The 16,331-nt window shown below is 69.0% G+C and carries 17 protein-coding genes; 11 read left to right on the top strand and 6 right to left on the bottom strand.

Features of this window, described 5'->3' with window-relative positions; genetic code table 11:
• Window positions 1-31: 31 nt before the first annotated feature.
• Genes GC106_RS01725 through GC106_RS01695 form a run of 7 tightly spaced genes read left to right on the top strand, consistent with a single transcriptional unit; the run spans window position 32 to window position 8,354 of the window.
• Entirely contained in the window at window positions 32-1,267 is a 1,236-nt protein-coding gene (locus GC106_RS01725; RefSeq protein ID WP_173123587.1) for a sugar ABC transporter substrate-binding protein, read from the top strand.
• A gap of 1 nt (window position 1,268) precedes the next feature.
• A complete protein-coding gene (locus GC106_RS01720) occupies window positions 1,269-2,156 on the top strand; it encodes a carbohydrate ABC transporter permease (RefSeq protein ID WP_312872347.1) in 888 nt (295 codons plus the stop codon).
• A complete protein-coding gene (locus tag GC106_RS01715; protein ID WP_173123585.1) occupies window positions 2,153-2,971 on the top strand; it encodes a carbohydrate ABC transporter permease in 819 nt (272 codons plus the stop codon). Before GC106_RS01720 ends, GC106_RS01715 begins: the two co-directional genes overlap by 4 nt.
• Window positions 2,972-2,975: 4 nt before the next feature.
• Window positions 2,976-4,478: a glucoamylase family protein gene (locus GC106_RS01710; RefSeq protein WP_173123583.1), complete on the top strand. Its 1,503-nt coding sequence runs from the start codon at window positions 2,976-2,978 to the stop codon at window positions 4,476-4,478.
• The gene (locus tag GC106_RS01705; RefSeq protein ID WP_173123581.1) at window positions 4,475-6,223 is read left to right on the top strand and encodes a GH39 family glycosyl hydrolase; all 1,749 of its coding nucleotides are present in this window, start codon (window positions 4,475-4,477) and stop codon (window positions 6,221-6,223) included. The genes GC106_RS01710 and GC106_RS01705 overlap by 4 nt, the downstream gene beginning before the upstream one ends.
• Window positions 6,220-7,560 (top strand): alpha-amylase family glycosyl hydrolase, encoded by a 1,341-nt coding sequence (locus tag GC106_RS01700; protein ID WP_173123579.1) that lies wholly within the window; start codon window positions 6,220-6,222, stop codon window positions 7,558-7,560. The genes GC106_RS01705 and GC106_RS01700 overlap by 4 nt, the downstream gene beginning before the upstream one ends.
• A gap of 47 nt (window positions 7,561-7,607) precedes the next feature.
• On the top strand, window positions 7,608-8,354 hold the full coding sequence (locus tag GC106_RS01695; protein WP_173123577.1) for a polysaccharide deacetylase family protein: 747 nt from the start codon (window positions 7,608-7,610) through the stop codon (window positions 8,352-8,354).
• On the opposite strand, the gene GC106_RS47465 is transcribed toward GC106_RS01695, so the two are convergent.
• Entirely contained in the window at window positions 8,342-9,289 is a 948-nt protein-coding gene (locus GC106_RS47465) for a sensor histidine kinase (RefSeq protein WP_173123575.1), read from the bottom strand. The two genes, GC106_RS01695 and GC106_RS47465, sit on opposite strands and share 13 nt — an antisense overlap.
• A gap of 22 nt (window positions 9,290-9,311) precedes the next feature.
• Between GC106_RS47465 and GC106_RS01685 the strand changes: the two genes are divergently transcribed.
• A complete protein-coding gene (locus tag GC106_RS01685; protein ID WP_173123573.1) occupies window positions 9,312-9,893 on the top strand; it encodes a LuxR C-terminal-related transcriptional regulator in 582 nt (193 codons plus the stop codon).
• Here GC106_RS01685 and GC106_RS01680 read toward each other — a convergent pair.
• A complete protein-coding gene (locus GC106_RS01680; protein ID WP_173123571.1) occupies window positions 9,888-10,733 on the bottom strand; it encodes an ADP-ribosylglycohydrolase family protein in 846 nt (281 codons plus the stop codon). The genes GC106_RS01685 and GC106_RS01680 overlap by 6 nt on opposite strands.
• A 140-nt stretch (window positions 10,734-10,873) precedes the next feature.
• Here GC106_RS01680 and GC106_RS01675 point away from each other — a divergent pair, with 140 nt between their 5' ends.
• Window positions 10,874-11,440 carry a snapalysin family zinc-dependent metalloprotease gene (locus GC106_RS01675; protein WP_173123569.1) on the top strand — a complete coding sequence of 189 codons (567 nt, stop codon included), beginning with the start codon at window positions 10,874-10,876 and terminating at the stop codon, window positions 11,438-11,440.
• A gap of 47 nt (window positions 11,441-11,487) precedes the next feature.
• Here GC106_RS01675 and GC106_RS01670 read toward each other — a convergent pair whose 3' ends face one another.
• Complete coding sequence (locus tag GC106_RS01670) at window positions 11,488-11,997, bottom strand: transcriptional regulator (protein WP_173123567.1); 510 nt, start codon at window positions 11,995-11,997, stop codon at window positions 11,488-11,490.
• Window positions 11,998-12,036: 39 nt separating this feature from the next.
• Here GC106_RS01670 and GC106_RS01665 point away from each other — a divergent pair, with 39 nt between their 5' ends.
• Together GC106_RS01665 and GC106_RS01660 are read left to right on the top strand one after the other, a co-directional pair.
• Entirely contained in the window at window positions 12,037-12,384 is a 348-nt protein-coding gene (locus GC106_RS01665; protein ID WP_173123565.1) for an AfsR/SARP family transcriptional regulator, read from the top strand.
• A gap of 8 nt (window positions 12,385-12,392) precedes the next feature.
• Window positions 12,393-13,292: a Rossmann-fold NAD(P)-binding domain-containing protein gene (locus GC106_RS01660; RefSeq protein ID WP_312872346.1), complete on the top strand. Its 900-nt coding sequence runs from the start codon at window positions 12,393-12,395 to the stop codon at window positions 13,290-13,292.
• A 25-nt stretch (window positions 13,293-13,317) separates the two neighbouring features.
• On the opposite strand, the gene GC106_RS01655 is transcribed toward GC106_RS01660, so the two are convergent.
• Genes GC106_RS01655 through GC106_RS01645 form a run of 3 tightly spaced genes read right to left on the bottom strand, consistent with a single transcriptional unit; the run spans window position 13,318 to window position 16,255 of the window.
• The gene (locus GC106_RS01655) at window positions 13,318-14,244 is read right to left on the bottom strand and encodes an ABC transporter substrate-binding protein (protein ID WP_173123563.1); all 927 of its coding nucleotides are present in this window, start codon (window positions 14,242-14,244) and stop codon (window positions 13,318-13,320) included.
• 14 nt (window positions 14,245-14,258) lie between these two features.
• Window positions 14,259-15,263 carry a FecCD family ABC transporter permease gene (locus GC106_RS01650; RefSeq protein WP_173123561.1) on the bottom strand — a complete coding sequence of 335 codons (1,005 nt, stop codon included), beginning with the start codon at window positions 15,261-15,263 and terminating at the stop codon, window positions 14,259-14,261.
• Window positions 15,260-16,255, bottom strand: coding sequence for a FecCD family ABC transporter permease (locus GC106_RS01645; RefSeq protein WP_312872345.1), 996 nt, complete (start codon window positions 16,253-16,255; stop codon window positions 15,260-15,262). The genes GC106_RS01650 and GC106_RS01645 overlap by 4 nt, the downstream gene beginning before the upstream one ends.
• Window positions 16,256-16,331: the final 76 nt, after the last annotated feature.

Below are 16,331 nucleotides of genomic sequence, written 5' to 3'. Positions count from 1 at the left end.
AGTGAGGTGTCGAATCCCGTTCGTAGTCCTGATGACAAGCCTCTTAGCCGTCGCCGCGTGCGGTCGCGAGACGCAGACCGGCGCGGCACCACAACAACCGAGCAGCGTCGGCGAAGGCAAGGCGACCGGCGAGATCACCGTCTGGGCGATGGGCGGTGAGGGCGAGAACCTCGGCAGACTGGCCGCCGGGTTCGAACGCGAGAACCCCGGAGCCACGGTCAAGGTCACGCCGGTGCCCTGGGACGGCGCGCACAACAAGCTCGCGAGCTCCATCGCGGCGGGCCAGACGCCGGACGTCAGCCTGATCGGCACGACCTGGATGGGCGAGTTCGCCAAGACCGGGGCACTGCAGCCGACGCCGTCCTCCTTCGACCGCGCCGCTTTCTTCCCCGGCCTGTGGGCCACCACCGAAGTCGGCGGCACGTCCTACGGAGTCCCGTGGTACGCCGACACCCGGTCGCTCTACTACCGCAAGGACCTCGCCGAGAAGGCGGGTGTCCGGCCACCGGCCACCTGGGACGAGCTGAAGTCGTTCGCCCAGGCGTTGAAGGACAAGGGCGGCGCGGCGCAGGGCATCAACCTGCAGGCCGGCGGAACCGGCGCGTGGCAGACGTTCATGCCGTTCGGCTGGCAGGCAGGCGCCGAGCTGGTGGACGGCGAGGGGAAGTTCACCCTGGACACGCCGCGGATGCGGACAGCTCTGGAGTACTACACGTCCTTCCACCGGTCCGGACTGTCCTCTTCGGACCGCCTGGTGCCGGGCGCGCAGGTGGCGGACTTCGTCAGCGGCAAGATCGGCGCGTTCGTCTCCGGCGCCTACGACCGTTCGGTGATCCTCAAGCAGGGCGGGCCGGAGTTCGCCTCGAAGTACGGCGTGGTCGAACTGCCCAAGGGCGAGCGGGCGGCGAGTTTCGCGGGCGGCGGTGACCTGGTGGTGTTCAAGAACGCCAGGAACGCCGACGGCGCGTGGAAGTTCATCAGGTATCTGAGCAGGCCGGACGTCCAGGCGGAGTGGTTCACGATCCAGGCCGACCCGCCCGCGGTGCAGTCCGCATGGCAGGACCCGGCCCTGGCCAAGGACGACTTCCTGCAGGTGTTCGGCCGTCAGCTCAAGGTCGCCAAGGCACCGCCGGCCATCCCGACGTGGGAGCAGGTCGCCGCGGTGATCGACGGCGGCATCGAACAGGCGGCCCGGGGAACCGCATCCGTCTCCGACGTGCTACGGACCATGCAGGCGTCGGCGGCGTCCATCGGCACGGGGAACTGACGTGGCGTTGTCCCGCGCCACCCACCGGACGATCGTCGGGTGGACGTTCGCCCTGCCGTTCGCGGTGCTGTTCGTGGTGTTCATGGCCGGGCCGGTGATCGCCTCGCTGGGCATGAGCTTCACCGACATCCGGGGCACGGACCTGCGGACACCGCTCAACGTCGGCGTCATCGGCCTGGAGAACTACGCGCGACTGTTCTCCGACACGCGTTTCCTGCGGGCGGCGTGGAACACCGTGCTGTTCGTGGTGCTGGGCGTGCCGTTGACGATCGTGCTGGCGCTGGCCGTGGCCCTCGGAATCGACCGGGGCGTCACGAAGTTCCGCACGGTGTTCCGGGTCGGCTACTACCTGCCGGTCGTGACGAGCATCGTCGCGGTCGCCGTGGTGTGGCGGTTCCTGCTGCACCCGGACAGCGGGATGGTCAACGGCCTGCTCGGCCTGGCCGGCATCGACGGGCCGAACTGGCTGACCGACCCGGATCTGGCCCTGCCGAGCCTGATCGTGATGGCGGCGTGGCGCGGGATGGGCACGCTGATGGTGATCTTCCTGGCCGGGCTGCAAAGCATCCCGCGGACGCTGTACGAGGCCGCGGCGATCGACGGCGCCGGTCCGTGGCAGCGGCTGCGTGACATCACCCTGCCGATGCTGCGTCCCGCGTTGCTGTTCGCCGCGGTGATCACCGGTATCGGATACCTCCAGGTGTTCGAGGAACCGTTCGTGATGACCCAGGGCACTCCCCTGGACCGCACGCTGACGGTCTCGTACTACATCTACAACCAGTTCGGTTTCGGCAACTACGGGTACGCCGCCGCGATGAGCTACGTGCTGTTCACCGTCATCGTCGGGCTGACCGTGGTGCAGTTCCGGCTGCTGAGGCCGAAGACATGACGGCGAAGGGCCGCTGGTGGGTCTACGTCGTCCTGACGGCCGGCCTGCTGGCGGTGATCTCCCCGTTCGTGTGGATGCTGCTGAGCTCGGTCAAACCGGCCGGGGAGATCCTCGGCACGCCGCCGACCTGGCTGCCCGGACACGTCACCGGTGAGCACTACCGGTCGTTGTTCGAGCGGCTGGACCTGGCCACGTATCTGACGAACTCGGTCGCCGTCGCGGTCGCGGTGACCGTGGGCAACATGGTGTTCTGTTCGATGCTCGGCTATGTCCTGGCGAAGCTGTCCTTCCGGGGCCGGAGGCTGTTGTTCGGCCTGGTCATGGGCATGCTGATGGTGCCGGGCATGGTCACGTTCGTCCCGTTGTTCATCCTGGTCAGCAACGTGGGCCTGGCCAACACGTACTCCGGCCTGATCCTGCCGTACCTGGTGCAGCCGGTCGGGGTGTTCCTGATGCGGCAGTTCATCGGGGAGCTGCCGGACGAGCTGATCGACGCGGCCCGGGTCGACGGCGCCGGCGAGGCACGGATCTTCGCCCGGATCGTGCTGCCACTGTGCGGCCCAGCACTGGCAACGCTGGGCATCATCACGTTCCTCGCTTCGTGGAACAACTTCCTGTGGCCGTTGGTGGTCGCGCAGACGGAGGACATGTACACCATGCCCGTCGCGCTGGCGCTGTACTCCGTCGGCCAGAACAGCATCGACTACGGCCTGCTGCTGGCGGGCGCGGTCGTCGTTGTCGTGCCTGTCCTGTTGCTCTTCACGTTCCTGCAGAGGCATTTCACCCAAGGCATCGCCACAACCGGATTCAGGTGAGCCCATGAAACTCGTCACGATCCTGGCGGCCGCGCTCCTGGCGGGCACCGCTCCCGCGGCCACGGCAGAACCACGAAACCCCTTGTACGACTACGCGGTCGACACCTGGCGGTCGTTCACCGCGATGCTCGATCCGCGCACGAATCTGGTGGCGGACAACATCGGCGGCGACCTGAATCCCGCCACCCGCAGCGAGTACACGTCACCGACCAACATCGGCGGATACCTGTGGAGCACGATCGTCGCCCGTGACCTGGGCATCATCGGCCGCCGGGAGGCGAGCACCCGGATCGACGCCACGCTCGACACGCTGGCCGTCCTGAAACGGCACGAGCCGACCGGGATGTACTTCAACTGGTACGACCCGGCCACCGGCGAAGTCCTGCGGATCTGGCCGGAGGACGACAGTCCCGTGTACCCGTTTCTGTCCAGTGTGGACAACGGCTGGCTCGCGGCGGCGCTGATGGTCGTCCGGACCGCGGAGCCGCCGGCCCGGCGCAAGGCCGAGAAGCTGCTGTACGGCATGGACTTCGGCTTCTACTACAACCCGAAGTCCCGTGGCGAGGGCTTTCCCGCGGGCCAGTTGCGTGGCGGTTTCTGGCCGGAGAAACCGCCGGGCTGCTCGGTGTCCGAGAAGGACGTGTACTACACGTGCAACCATTACGACATCCTCAACACCGAACCCCGGATCGCCAGTTACATCGGCATCGCGCTCGGCCAGATCCCGCGTGAGCACTACTTCGGCACGTACCGCACCTTCCCGGACACCTGCGACTGGTCCTGGCTCAAGCAGAAACCGGTCGGCGTGCACCGGACCTACCTCGGTGTGCCCGTGTTCGAGGGCACGTACACCTATCGCGGCAAGCGGTTCGTGCCGACGTGGGGCGGCGACATGTTCGAAGCCCTGATGCCCGCGCTGTTCGTGCCCGAGGAGCGCTGGGGACCTCGCAGCTGGGGCCTGAACCACCCGATCTACGTGCAGGGCCAGATCGACCACGGCCTGATCGAAGCGAAGTACGGCTACTGGGGCTTCTCCCCCGCCAGCAATCCGTTCGGCGGTTACGCGGCGTACGGCGCACCGCCTCTCGGCATGGATCCCGGCGGGTATCCGTCGGACGTCGAAGGCACCAAAGTGGACTACGGCTTCGGTGACTGCCGTCCGCCCGGACCGGCACCGGAGAAATGGGGCGACGGCGTCGTGACGCCGCACGCGGTGTTCCTGGCCCTGCCGTACGCCAAGGACGCGGCACTGGCGAACCTGGCCAAGCTGCGCAAGAACTTCACCGACGGCTACGGCCCTGGCGGGTTCAAGGACTCCATCGCGGTGCGCAGCGGCAAGATCGCCGACAGGTACCTCTCGCTCGACCAGGCCATGATCCTCGGCGCGATCGGCAATTCGCTGCGCCACGACATGATCCGCACCGCCTTCACCCGCGGCGAGGTCGAGCGCGGCATCCGGCCTTTGCTGGCCATCGAGGAGTTCGGCATCCGAAAGGACGACGAGTGAATCCGGAGCCGCTGCGCCCGCCCGCCAACCTCGTCGCGACAGGCGGGCGGGCGCAGGTCACCCTGTCCTGGGAACCCGTCGACGGCGCCTGCGGTTACCAGGTCTACCGCGCCGACCGCGCGGACGGTTCCTTCGAGCCGGTCGACCACCTGGGACTCGACGTGCTGGCGGTCCCGCACCCGCCGTACTGTGACACGACCGGTGAACCGGGGCACCAGTACTGGTATTCGGTCGCGGCACTCAGCGCGGTCGACATGCCCGGCTCGCTGTGCGCTCCGGTCGCGTGCACGCCGTTGACCGATGCGACCGCCCAGGTGGACATCGTGGTCGCGGCGGACTCGGACGCGGGGCCGCTCCCCCGGCCGTGGCGGCCGATGATCGGCTCGGAGCACCTGTCGCACCTGCTGAGCACCGAGACCACCGGCGGCCGTCCGATCGGCTCCGAACTGGCGTCCGCGTTGGCCGCGGCACGCGGCCACTTCAACGTCCGCAGCGTCCGGGCACACGGGATCCTCGGTGACGACCTCCGCGTCTACCGGGAGGTCGACGGCTCTCCGGTGTACGACTTCACCGGTGTCGACCGGGTCTACGACCGGTTGCTGGGGCTGGGCTTACGGCCTGTCGTCGAACTGTCCTTCATGCCCCGCGACCTGGCGGCCGATCCGGCCGCGACAGTGTTCCACTACCAGGCGGTCGTGTCCCCGCCGAAGGACTGGGACAGGTGGGCCGGGCTGATCCGTGCCCTGGTCCGGCACCTGGTCGGCCGGTACGGCCGGGCCGAGGTGCTGGGCTGGGCCTTCGAGGTCTGGAACGAGGCCAATCTCGAGGTGTTCTGGAGCGGAACGCCTGCCGAGTTCTGGCGGCTGTACGAAGTGACGGCCAAGGCCGTCAAGGACGTCGACCCGGCGCTGAAGGTCGGCGGCCCGGCCTCGGCCGCGGCAGGCCAGATCGACGAGATGCTGTCCACAATAGACTCAAGCACGCCGGTGGACTTCGTGTCGACGCACACCTACGGCAGTCCGCCGTTGGACATCCGGCCACAACTGGCCCGGCACGGCCGGCCGGGCCTGCCGATCTGGTGGACCGAGTGGGGTGTCAGCCCGCGGCACTTCCACCCGGTCAACGATTCCGTGCTGGCCGCGGCCTTCCTGGCCAGGGGGATGCGGTCGGCGGCCGGTCGGGTGGAGGCGTTGTCGTACTGGGTGGCGTCCGACCACTTCGAGGAGCTGGGCCGTCCGCCGTCCCTGCTGCACGGCGGCTTCGGCCTGCGGGCGGTCGGAGACCTGGCCAAACCCAGGTTCTGGGCGCTGGCGATGCTGGAACGCCTCGGTGAGCGGGAACTGCGGGTCACGGCCCACGGCGACGGCGCCGGGTCACTGGTCGAGACGTGGGCCGGGCGCGATCCGGACGGCAGCGTCGCCGTCGCGGTCTGGAACGGCACACTCGACCAGTCCAAGGCAGACGGTCATGCGCCGTTGAACCGGACCGTGCGGCTGCGGTTCACCGGCCTGTCCGGTGGTTATGTCCTGCGGCACCACCGGGTGGACGAACACCACTCCAACATCGCCGCGGTCTGGCGCGGCATGAGCGGCGATCCGTGGCCCACCGAAGAGCAGTGGGCCCAGTTACGCGAGGCCAACGAACTGGAGCGGATCGGCGAGGACCGTGACGTGGAGGCGGACGTGGAACTGACGTTCACGCTGCCGATGCCGTCGATCTCCTTGATCGAGCTGGTTCCACGATGACGTGGTGGCGGGAGGCGGTCGGGTATCACGTCTACCTGCGTGGTTACCGTGATTCCGACGGTGACGGGATCGGGGATCTGCCGGGTTTGCTGTCCCGGCTGGACCATCCCCGTGATCTGGGCGTGGACGCGGTCTGGATCTCGCCGTTCTACCCGTCGCCGCAGGCCGACTCCGGCTACGACATCACCGATCACCGTGCCGTGGACCCGCTCTTCGGGTCACTGTCCGATGTGGACGCGATCGTTCAGGCAGCGCGCCGGATGGGGTTGCGGCTGATCGCCGATGTCGTGCCGAACCACACGTCAGCCGAGCACCCGTGGTTTCGTGCGGCGTTGCGGGGCGGGCCCGAACGGGCCCGCTACCACTTCCGTGCCGAGCCCAACGGCTGGGAGTCGATGTTCGGCGGTCCGGCGTGGACACGGGCTCCGGACGGCCAGTGGTACCTGCACCTGTTCACGCCCCAGCAACCCGACCTGAACTGGACGAACACCGACGTCGCCGACGACTTCGACGCCACGTTGCGGTTCTGGCTCGACCGTGGCTTCGCGGGAGTGCGGATCGATGTCGCGGGCGGTCTGGCCAAGGACCCGGACTACGCCGAGGTCGGCGAGCAGCCGGTTCACCCGCACTGGGACCGGCCCGAGACGGCCGCGATCCACCGCCGGTGGCGGGACCTGCTGGACTCGTACGGCGACCGGGTCGCGATCGGCGAACTCTGGGGCACCCCGGACCGGATCGCCGAGCGGGTCGGACCTGGCCGGTTGCACCAGGTGTTCCAGTTCGACTGGGCGGTCGCGCCGTGGGAATCGCTGCGCGACACCGCGGCTCAGGCGATCGAGGAACTCGGGAAGGCCGGTGCGCTGCCGACATGGGTGCTCGGCAGCCATGACCTCATGCGGGTCGCGACCCGGTACGGACCGCGCCGCGCGAAGGCGAAGGCCCTGGTGATGTTCGCGTTGCCCGGTGCGGCGTGGATTTATCAGGGTGACGAGCTGGGCATGGAGAACGTCGAGGTGGACAACGGTGATCCAGGCGGCCGTGACGGTGTCCGGGCGCCGATGCCCTGGCACGCCACCGGGACCAACTCGACACTCCTGATGTACCGCAAGGCGATCGCGCTGCGCAAGCGGTTCATCGTCGGCCGCCCGTTCGAGTGGCTGCCGGAGAGGCCGGGTGTCCTGGAGTTCCGCCGCGGGGACGTGGCCTGCGTGCTGAACACCGGGCAACGGCCGGTGACGTTCCCCGGTCGCCCCCTGCACCACAGTGGACCGCTCGACGGCGGCCTGCTGCCACCCGACACGGCGGTGTGGGCGGAGCTCGTGACACCTAGGTACTAGTACCTCCGCCGCTTCCCTTCCTTGCGGTGGACGGCCAGGGTGTCGGCGTGCGAGTCCTTCCTTCATCCCGTCGTGCCCGCAGGTGGACGATCGTCGCGGTGGTCCTGGTGATCGTGCTGGTCGCGGGCACGTTCGGGGTGCAGGCGCTGACCAGCGCCCGGACCTTCCAGTTCTTCGGCGGCCTGACCGACCGGGTGGACACGTCGGCCAAGGTGGTCGCGTTGACGTTCGACGACGGCCCGCACCCCGCGGGCACCCGGCCCCTGCTCGACGAGCTCGCCCGCGCCCAGGTGCCCGCCACGTTCTACCTGATCGGCCAGGACATGGCCAAACACCCGGAGCTGACGAAGGCGATCGTCGCGGCAGGCCACGAACTGGGCAACCACACGTACTCCCACGAGCGGATGGTGTTCGTGACGCCCGCGTTCGTGGCCGGGGAGATCGAGCGGACCGACCAGCTGATCAGGGACGCCGGTTACCGGGGCGAGATCACGTTCCGCCCGCCGAACGGCAAGAAACTGCTGACCCTGCCGTCCTACCTGGACGACCACGACCGCAGGACGATCATGTGGGACGTCGAACCGAACACCGATCCCGAGGTGGACGCGAGCGCGTCGCGGATCGCCGACTTCACGGTGTCGAACGTGCGCCCGGGCTCGATCATCCTGTTGCACGGCATGTACGCCGGTCGTGCGGAGACGCGCCGGGCGGTCGGGCCGATCGTCAACCGGTTGAAGGCGGAGGGGTACCGCTTCGTCACGGTCGGGGAACTGCTGACGTATCAGGGAAAGTAAGCCCTGACCACCCAGTACCGGCCACGACGGCCGCAGACCAGCCGGGAACCGAGCTCACGCTCCAAACTGGACAGTCCGAATCCGGCGCCGCGCGGCCTGCTGAGCACGGGTATGCGGTTGCGGATCTCAACGTAGGCGTCGGTGACCGTGACGGTCGCGGTGGTACCGGGTCCGGCGTGCCGCAGCACGTTGGTCAGTGCTTCCGCGACCACACGTTCCGCCCAGTGCGGGATTTCCGGCAGGTCGACAACCAATCCCGCCTCTCGCAGTCGTTCCACCAGGTGAGGCAGGTCGGTGTCACGGTCCGGTGTCACGTCGTCGCGCAGGTCCCGCAAGGCACGGCGGACTTCGGTCATCGCCTCCCGGCCCGCGGCCAGGATCGCGTCCACGCGCCGCAGGTCGGCTTCGGCCAACGTGCCCACCGCGCGCAACGCCTCGGCTTGCACCAGCATCACGGTCGTCGTCTGGCCCAGGGTGTCGTGCAGGTGCATCGCCGTGCGCTCACGTCGTTGCGCGGCTTCCAGTTCGGCCAAACGCGCCCGGTCAGCCAGATGCCGCTGCCGCTCGACACCGAGTGTCCAGGCCACGGCCGAGATCGCGAGCGCCAGCAGTCCGCCGTTGACCGGTCCCCTGACCATCGACATCGCCAGACCGAGCGCCATGGCCGCGCCCGAGCACAGCCAGACCGTGTTCGACGCGCTGTACAAGCCGACCAGCACCGGGACGTACCCGATGTTCTTGGACAGGCCGTACAGCACGTGCGCCAGTGTGGCGACGGTGACGATCACCAGCACAGTCCCGGGCGCACGCCGCCTGGCCACCAGCGGCACGATCTGGGCCGCGCCCAGCGCGATCGCCTGCCCGTCGGTCCAGATTCCGCTGCCCCAGAACAACACGGCCACCAGCAGCGCTATCCCGGCATCACTCGCTCGCACGTGCCGAGACTAGAGTGACCGCATGATCCGGGTCGTGGTGGTGGACGATCAGGCTCTGGTCCGGGAGGGACTGGCCATGGTTCTGGGCGCCCAGCCGGACATCTCGGTGGTGGCGCAGTGCGCGTCCGGCGAGCAGCTGCTCGCCCGTGCGCTGGACGACGTGGACGTGGTCCTGCTCGACCTGTACATGCCGGGGATGGACGGTTTCGAGGTCCTGCGTCAGCTTTCGGTGAAGGCTTTGCTGCTCACCACGATCGGCCGGGACCGGGACATCCGTCAGGCGTTGGCGCTCGGCGCGGCGGGGTTCGTGCTCAAGGACTCCACCGGCGCCGAACTCGCCGCCGCCGTCCGTGCGGTCCACTCCGGAATGACGGTGATCAGCCCGGCCGCGGCGACCACGTTGTCCGGCCGTCCCGCGTTGACCCCGCGGGAACGGGACGTACTGGCCATGCTCGGCCAGGGACTGTCCAACCGGGACATCGCGACGCGGCTCGGGCTGGCCGAGCGGACGGTGAAGGTGCACGTCGGCAACGTCTTGGCGAAACTCGGTGTGCCGAGCCGGACTCAGGCCGCCCTTCGCGCCGAGGCCGTTCTCAGGTCATAGCGGGAGCGGTTCGACCGCCTGCCACCACTCGTCGGGGACCGCGTCAAGCCCGGTACGCGGGGCGATGATGCCGCCGACCATCGCGCAGTTCGTGTCGGTGTCGCCGCCGCCGAGGACCGTGTCCCACAACGCCTCGACGAGATCATCAAGGTTCCTTGCCGCGCTCCACACCACGTAGGGCACGGTGTCGGGCGCCGACAGCCTGCTGCCGTTGCCCAGCGTCGCCGCCGCGTCCCGTGGATCCACGTCGAAACCGATCTGCCGCGCCTGCCGCAGACCGTCCCTGACCTGCCCGGACGGCACCCGCGCGAGCACCTCGTCCAGCAGATCCGCGCTGGTCACACCGCTGATGGACAGCGCCGTCGCCACCGCGACAGCAACGGCTCCAGCGATCGCCTCCGGGTGCGCGTGCGTGACCTCCGCTGACCTGACGGCCTGCTCAACGGCCTCATCCAGGGCAAACCACGCCCCGACAGGCGCGACTCGCATCGCGGCACCGTTGCCCCACGACCCTAGGCCGCCGAACTGCCGCTGCGCCGCCGAACGCCAGGATTCGCCGTTGCGAATCGCCGTGAGCACGTCGTGCATCGCCGACCCGTAGTTCCTGTTCGGATCCCGGGCGTACTCGGCCGCGAACTGGTTGGCCAGCTCGTCCTGATCGATCCGGCCGTGCGTCCTGAGCACGCGGAACACGCCCAACGCCATCGCGGTGTCGTCGGTCCACTGCCACTGACCAGGCGCGAGTACACGCGTCGACGGGTCGCGGGCGGCGCGGAACCACGTCTCACCGAACGCGTCGCCCAACGCCAGCCCGCGCAACGAAACCTCGGCTGAATCCATACCGAAGATGGTGTCAGGCAACCATCGGCGGGTTCCGTCCGCCCTGAACACGGCCATAACATCGGGCTATGGCGTCGGCATGAACCCCCGGCGCCACGTCGTTCCCACCCCCTGCACACACGGAACGCGAGGAGTAGATCGTGCTTCGACGCACATTCACCGGTGTCATGATCAGCGCCGCACTGGCGATGCCGGTCACGGTGGCCACCGCGGCCCCGGCCGCCGCGGCGCCCGAGGTCCTGGCCACCACACTGACCTACGACGACAGCCAGGCCGGCGAGTTCAAAGCCGCGGTCGCGGAAGGCGTCAACGTCTGGAACACCAGTGTGTCCAACGTCCGGATCGTGAAGGCCACCGCTGGCCAGCGCGTGAACATCCGGGTGATCGCGGACAACGGCTGGCCACGCGCCACCCTCGGCCCAGTCCGTCCGACCGGGACGGTCACGGTGTGGATGGGCCGCCAGGCGGTGAACCAGGGCTACAACGTGGTCCGGATCGCCTCCCACGAACTCGGCCACAGCCTCGGCCTGCCGGACGTCAAGCCCGGCCCGTGTTCGTCGCTGATGTCGGGCTCCACGGGTGGCGTGAGCTGCAACAACGTCCGCCCGAACGCCGCCGAGGCGGCCCGGGTGGAGCGCAACTACGCGGGCACCGCGAAGGCCCCGCACGTGGACACCGGCATCGTCCTCGAGGACGCCGCCTACTAGGAGAACCAGAAGGCCGGCGGGCGCGCCTGCGTCCTCCGGCCTTCGCTCTACCGTTCGTTCTCCATGAGTTCGATGACGAGATCAAGCGCGTCGTCCCCGGTCTTGGCGATCGCGCCCCAGCCGGTGACGATGGAGCCGCCGTGGTCACGACCGACCCAGCGGCCTGTCATGTACGTCCCGAGCGGGTCGATCACGAAGTACACGGTTCCTTTGGAACGTATCGGCTCCTGGTCGGCGATGTGCCAGCCCATGAGGATTTCGTTGTCCCAGAGCCGCATTTCCGCGTGCCAGAGATGCCCGCCTGCCCCGAGAGGGGCGACGCCTCTCATGGGAGTTGTCACTTCGACCGTATCGCCTTGTTGACGCATACGAATCTTGTGCGTGTTGAGGGTTTCGTCGCCTTCGTTCCACGTCTGCCAGCAAGCCCACCATTCGCCGGACAGCTCACGGTGCCGAGTTGTCGATCCAGCCAATTCGTCGATGGGGATTTTTGTCGCACGGGCGATTCGGGGGCCGGCAGATGAAGTTGTGTAGCGTCGGACCTGGCGTTCGTCCACGTCCGCCATGGTAGGCGGCCATCGTGGACAATCGGCGGCGTGCGGATCGGGATTCTCGGGTCACTCGAGGTGTGGGCGGACGACGGCGCGCCGATCACCGTCGGTGGGCCGAGGCCGCGTGCATTGCTGGTCCTGCTGGCCTACAACGCCAACCGGGTGGTCACGGTCGACGGGATCATCAGCGCCCAGTACGGCGAGGTCCCGCCCGCCGATGCGGCAGGTGCCGTGCAGGCGCATGTGTCGCGGCTTCGCAAAGTGGTCAAAGAAGTGACCTTCGAAGGCGGCGGCTACCGGCTCGCCCTCGATCCCGGCGACGTCGACGCCCTGCGCTTCGAGCGGCTTGCCGCGGAAGGGCGGCAGTCGCGCTTGCCCGCACGTCGCCGATGATCGCGACGGTGGCCGCGGCCGTGGAGGGGTTGGCGAGCGCCGCGCCCGCGAACGTAAGCGGCTTGAAGATCCTCGTTTCCGGAGCCAGCATCGCCGGTCCCGCCCTCGCCCTCTGGCTCGCCCGGTACGGCGCCAGCGTCACAGTCGTCGAAAAGGCACCCACGCTCCGCGCCGGCGTGCACGTGACGTTCGCCGGTACCGCGCCGCGCACGTTCGACCTGGTCGTCGGCGCGGACGGAATCCACTCGAACGTCCGTCGGCTCGCGTTCGGGCCCGGTCACGTCCGTTTCCTCGGCCACTACTACGCGCTGGCCGACCTTGACATCGACGGCGAAGGCGTGACGTACAACGAACCCGGCCGGATGGTCGCGGTCGGCGGGCCGAAGGCGCAGACGTTCTTCGTGTTCGCCTCGCCCGAGCTCAGCTACGACCGTTACGACGCGGACCAGCAGAAAAAGCTGCTGATCGACGCCTACCGGGGCGGTGGCTGGCGCATCCCCGAGATCCTCGCGAAGGTGCCGCCGTCCCCCGACTTCTACCTGGATTCGATCAGCCGTGTCCACATAGACGACTACGCCAAGGGCCGGGTGGTACTGCTCGGCGACGCCGCCTACGGCAACACGCTCGGCGGGTTCGGCACTGGCCTGGCGGTCGTGGGCGCGTATGTGCTCGCCGGGGAGCTGCACCGAGCCGGGAACGACCACCTGGCGGCGTTCCGCCGGTACACCGAGCTCATGCGCGGCTACGCGAAAGTCAACAAGAACGGCAACGCCGGTGCTTTCCTCGCGCCCAGGACAAAACGAGGAATCCGCATGCGCAACCTGGTGTTCCGACGCGCCGCCCTGTTCGGCGCGATGATGTGGCTCACCGACCGCTTCGCCACGAGCATCGATCTGCCCGAGTACTGAGCGGCCGGGAGCCGTCGTCAGGCTGTCACGCAGCCAGGTGCTTCTCCAGGTCGTCCAGGATCTTGTTCGCCGCGGTCACCCCGATACCGAGCATCCAGACCTCGTCGTCGACCACGTACGACCGGCCCGCGGCCACCGCGGACAGCTTCGTCCACAGTGGACCGGCGGTCACCTCGGCCTGGCGTTGCGCGGCCTTCTCGCCGTAGGCGGAGACGAAGATGACGTCGCCGTCGACCTCCTGCACGCGCTCGGGCGAGACCTTGTCGAAGCGCTTGTCCGACTTGTCGGCCAGCTCCTGCCGGGCGGTCCGCGGCACGCCCGCGTCCTTCAGCACGATGCCGGAGAACGATTCCGGCCCGTACACGCGGATCTCGTCGGGCATGAACCGCACGAGCGACACCTTCTGCGAGGTGCGCTTGAGCCCGGCGGCCCGCTGCGTGTACTTGTCGAGCAACGCCTGCGCCTCGCTCTTCTTGCCCAGCGCGTCCGCGTCCAGCAGGAAGTTGTCCTTCCAGGTGATGCCGACCTTCTCGGTGAACACCGTCGGGGCGATCGAGGTCAGCTCGTCGTAGAACTTCTCCTGGCGGAACTTCGAACCGAGGATCAGGTCCGGCTGCAGCGCGCGGATCGCGTCCAGGTCCAGCTCCTGCAGCGTGCCGACCGGCTTGACCGAAGCGAAGCCGGAGCCCAGGTAGGACAGCATCTTGGTGTTCTGCGCGGCCTGCGCGGCCCCGACCGGCGTCAGGCCGAGGCTGAACATCGTGTCCAGCTTGTCGGTGTCGAGCACGATCACGCGCTGGGGCGAGGCGGGCACCTGGGTCTCGCCCATGGCGTGCTTGACGGTCCGGGTCTGGCCGGTTTCCGCAGCGGGCGCGCCGCCGGGCGGGGTCGTGCCCGTCCCGCACGCGCTCAGCACGAGCGCGGCGGCGAGCAGCGTCGCGATCTTCCGCATGGTGTTCCTTTCCTTCAGCGCTTTCCGCGCACCAGCAACCAGATCAGGTACGGACCGCCGAGCGCGGCGGTCAGCACGCCGACCGGGAGTTGAGTGGGCGCGAACAACGTCCGCGCGGCGGTGTCGGCGACGACGGTCAGCAGCGCGCCGGTCAGCGCGGCGCAGAACAGCGGCGGCCGCTCGGCCTTCGCCAGCCTGCGGGCGATCTGCGGCGCGGCGAGCGCGACGAAGTCCACGGCACCGACCTGCGCGGTCGCGAAGGCCGCGAGGATGACACCGGACACCGCCATCACCAGCCGTCGAGGGCCGACCCGGACCCCGATCGCCCGGGCGACGTCGTCCGACAGGGCCGACGTGTCCAGCGCGCGGCCCGCCCAGAACAGCACGGGAGTCAGGACCGCGATCACGATCGCGACCACCAGTGCCTCGTCATAACCCCAGCCCGCGAGCGTGCCCACGATCCAGACCTGCGCACGCTGTCCGTCGACGGGTGCCGCGCCGACGATCACGATCTCGGTCAGCGCCCGCAGCGCCACCGCGACCGCGATTCCGGCCAGCACGAAGCGGTTCCCGCGAACCGACCCGAACAACAGCACCACGGCGGCGGCACCGAGACCGCCGAGCAACGCCAGCGGCGGCAGCACGGCGATCGGCGCGCCCGCGACGATCACGATGCTCGCGGCGAGCCCGGCGCCCTGGGACACGCCGATGACGTCCGGGCTGGCCAGCGGGTTGCGGCTGACGCCCTGCAGCAGCGCGCCCGCCAGGCCCAACGCGGCCCCGACGACCAGCGCGAGGACGATCCGGGGCGTGCGCAGTTCGACGACCTTCTCGGCCCACGTCGGGATGTCGAAGATCGCCCGCACCACGTCGCCGGGCTGCACGAACGTCGAGCCGATGCTCAGCGACGCCAGCACGGCGACGACGATCGCGACGATCAGACCGGCACCAGCGAGGAGACCGCGCCGGTGCAGCGTGAACGAGACGGCCGCAGCGGGCCGTACGACCAGCCGGGTCATGCCGTCACCAACCTCGGCCGCCGGACGAGCAGGAGCAGGATCGGGGCACCGAGCACGGCTGTGATCACACCCGCGCGGACCTCGTCGGGCAGCAGGATGACGCGGCCGATCACGTCCGCGCCCAGCAGGAAAACGATTCCCAGCGGCACACTGACCGCCAGCAGCCACCGGTGATCACTGCCGACGAGAGCGCGGGCGAAATGCGGCACGGCCAGGCCGACGAACCCGATCGGCCCCGCCGCGGCCACCGCGGCACCCGTGAGCAGAACCGATCCGGCCGCCGCGCCGAACCGGGTGACCGCGATCCGGCTCCCGAGGCCGACCGCGACCTCCTCCCCCAGCGCCAACGCGTCCAGGCCGCGGGCGGAGATCACCGCGAGCAGCAGACCGGCCACGATGAACGGCAGCACGGTGAAGGTCACGTCGGCGGGCCGCCCGGCCAGCGACCCGATCACCCAGAACCGGTACTGCTCGAAGGTCTGCGCGTCCAGCGTGAGCACCGCGACCACGACCGCGCTGAACGACGCGTCCAGCGCCGCGCCGACCAAGGCGAGCGTGACCGGGCTCGATCCGGTGCGGGTCCTGGCGGCCAGCGTGTAGACGAGCATGCCGGTCACGAACGCCCCGAAAACGCCGAACCAGACATATCCGGGCAACGTGTCGACACCGAAGAGCGTGATCGCGATGACGACACCCAGCGACGCTCCCGAGCTCACGCCCATGATCCGTGGATCGGCGAGTGGGTTGCGGGTCAGGCTTTGCATCAGCACGCCCGCGACGGCGAGCGCCGCACCGGCCGCCACACCGAGCAGGGTCCGCGGGATCCGCTGCGTCTGGACGATCAGGCTGTGCGCCGAATCGTCCGGACTGACCAGGGCACGCCACACGTCGCCGAGCGGGATGCCGAGGTTGCCGACGGCGAGGCTGGCGAGGACCGCCAGCACCGCCGACACACTGGCGCCGACAAGCACCAGCACGCGCCGCCATCCCACCGCCACCTCGCTGCTATTAGGAAAGCCAAGCCTAAATCGTCAGCGCAGTGTAAGCATGGGACCGCAGCCATCCACA

The sequence above is a fragment of the Kibdelosporangium persicum genome (assembly GCF_013280595.1).
GTDB lineage: Bacteria > Actinomycetota > Actinomycetes > Mycobacteriales > Pseudonocardiaceae > Kibdelosporangium > Kibdelosporangium persicum.
The sequence above is the reverse complement of the archived record's forward strand: the minus strand, read 5'-3'. Positions and strand labels throughout refer to the sequence as shown.

What these genes read in the sequence shown, in the direction of transcription:
- GC106_RS01710 (WP_173123583.1), top strand. Translation starts at nt 2,976, where the DNA reads ATGAAACTCGTCACGATCCTGGCGGCCGCGCTCCTGGCGGGCACCGCT.
- GC106_RS01685 (WP_173123573.1), top strand. Translation starts at nt 9,312, where the DNA reads ATGATCCGGGTCGTGGTGGTGGACGATCAGGCTCTGGTCCGGGAGGGA.
- GC106_RS01725 (WP_173123587.1), top strand. Translation starts at nt 32, where the DNA reads ATGACAAGCCTCTTAGCCGTCGCCGCGTGCGGTCGCGAGACGCAGACC.
- GC106_RS01650 (WP_173123561.1), bottom strand. Translation starts at nt 15,263, where the DNA reads ATGACCCGGCTGGTCGTACGGCCCGCTGCGGCCGTCTCGTTCACGCTG.
- GC106_RS01680 (WP_173123571.1), bottom strand. Translation starts at nt 10,733, where the DNA reads ATGGATTCAGCCGAGGTTTCGTTGCGCGGGCTGGCGTTGGGCGACGCG.
- GC106_RS01715 (WP_173123585.1), top strand. Translation starts at nt 2,153, where the DNA reads ATGACGGCGAAGGGCCGCTGGTGGGTCTACGTCGTCCTGACGGCCGGC.
- GC106_RS01700 (WP_173123579.1), top strand. Translation starts at nt 6,220, where the DNA reads ATGACGTGGTGGCGGGAGGCGGTCGGGTATCACGTCTACCTGCGTGGT.
- GC106_RS01655 (WP_173123563.1), bottom strand. Translation starts at nt 14,244, where the DNA reads ATGCGGAAGATCGCGACGCTGCTCGCCGCCGCGCTCGTGCTGAGCGCG.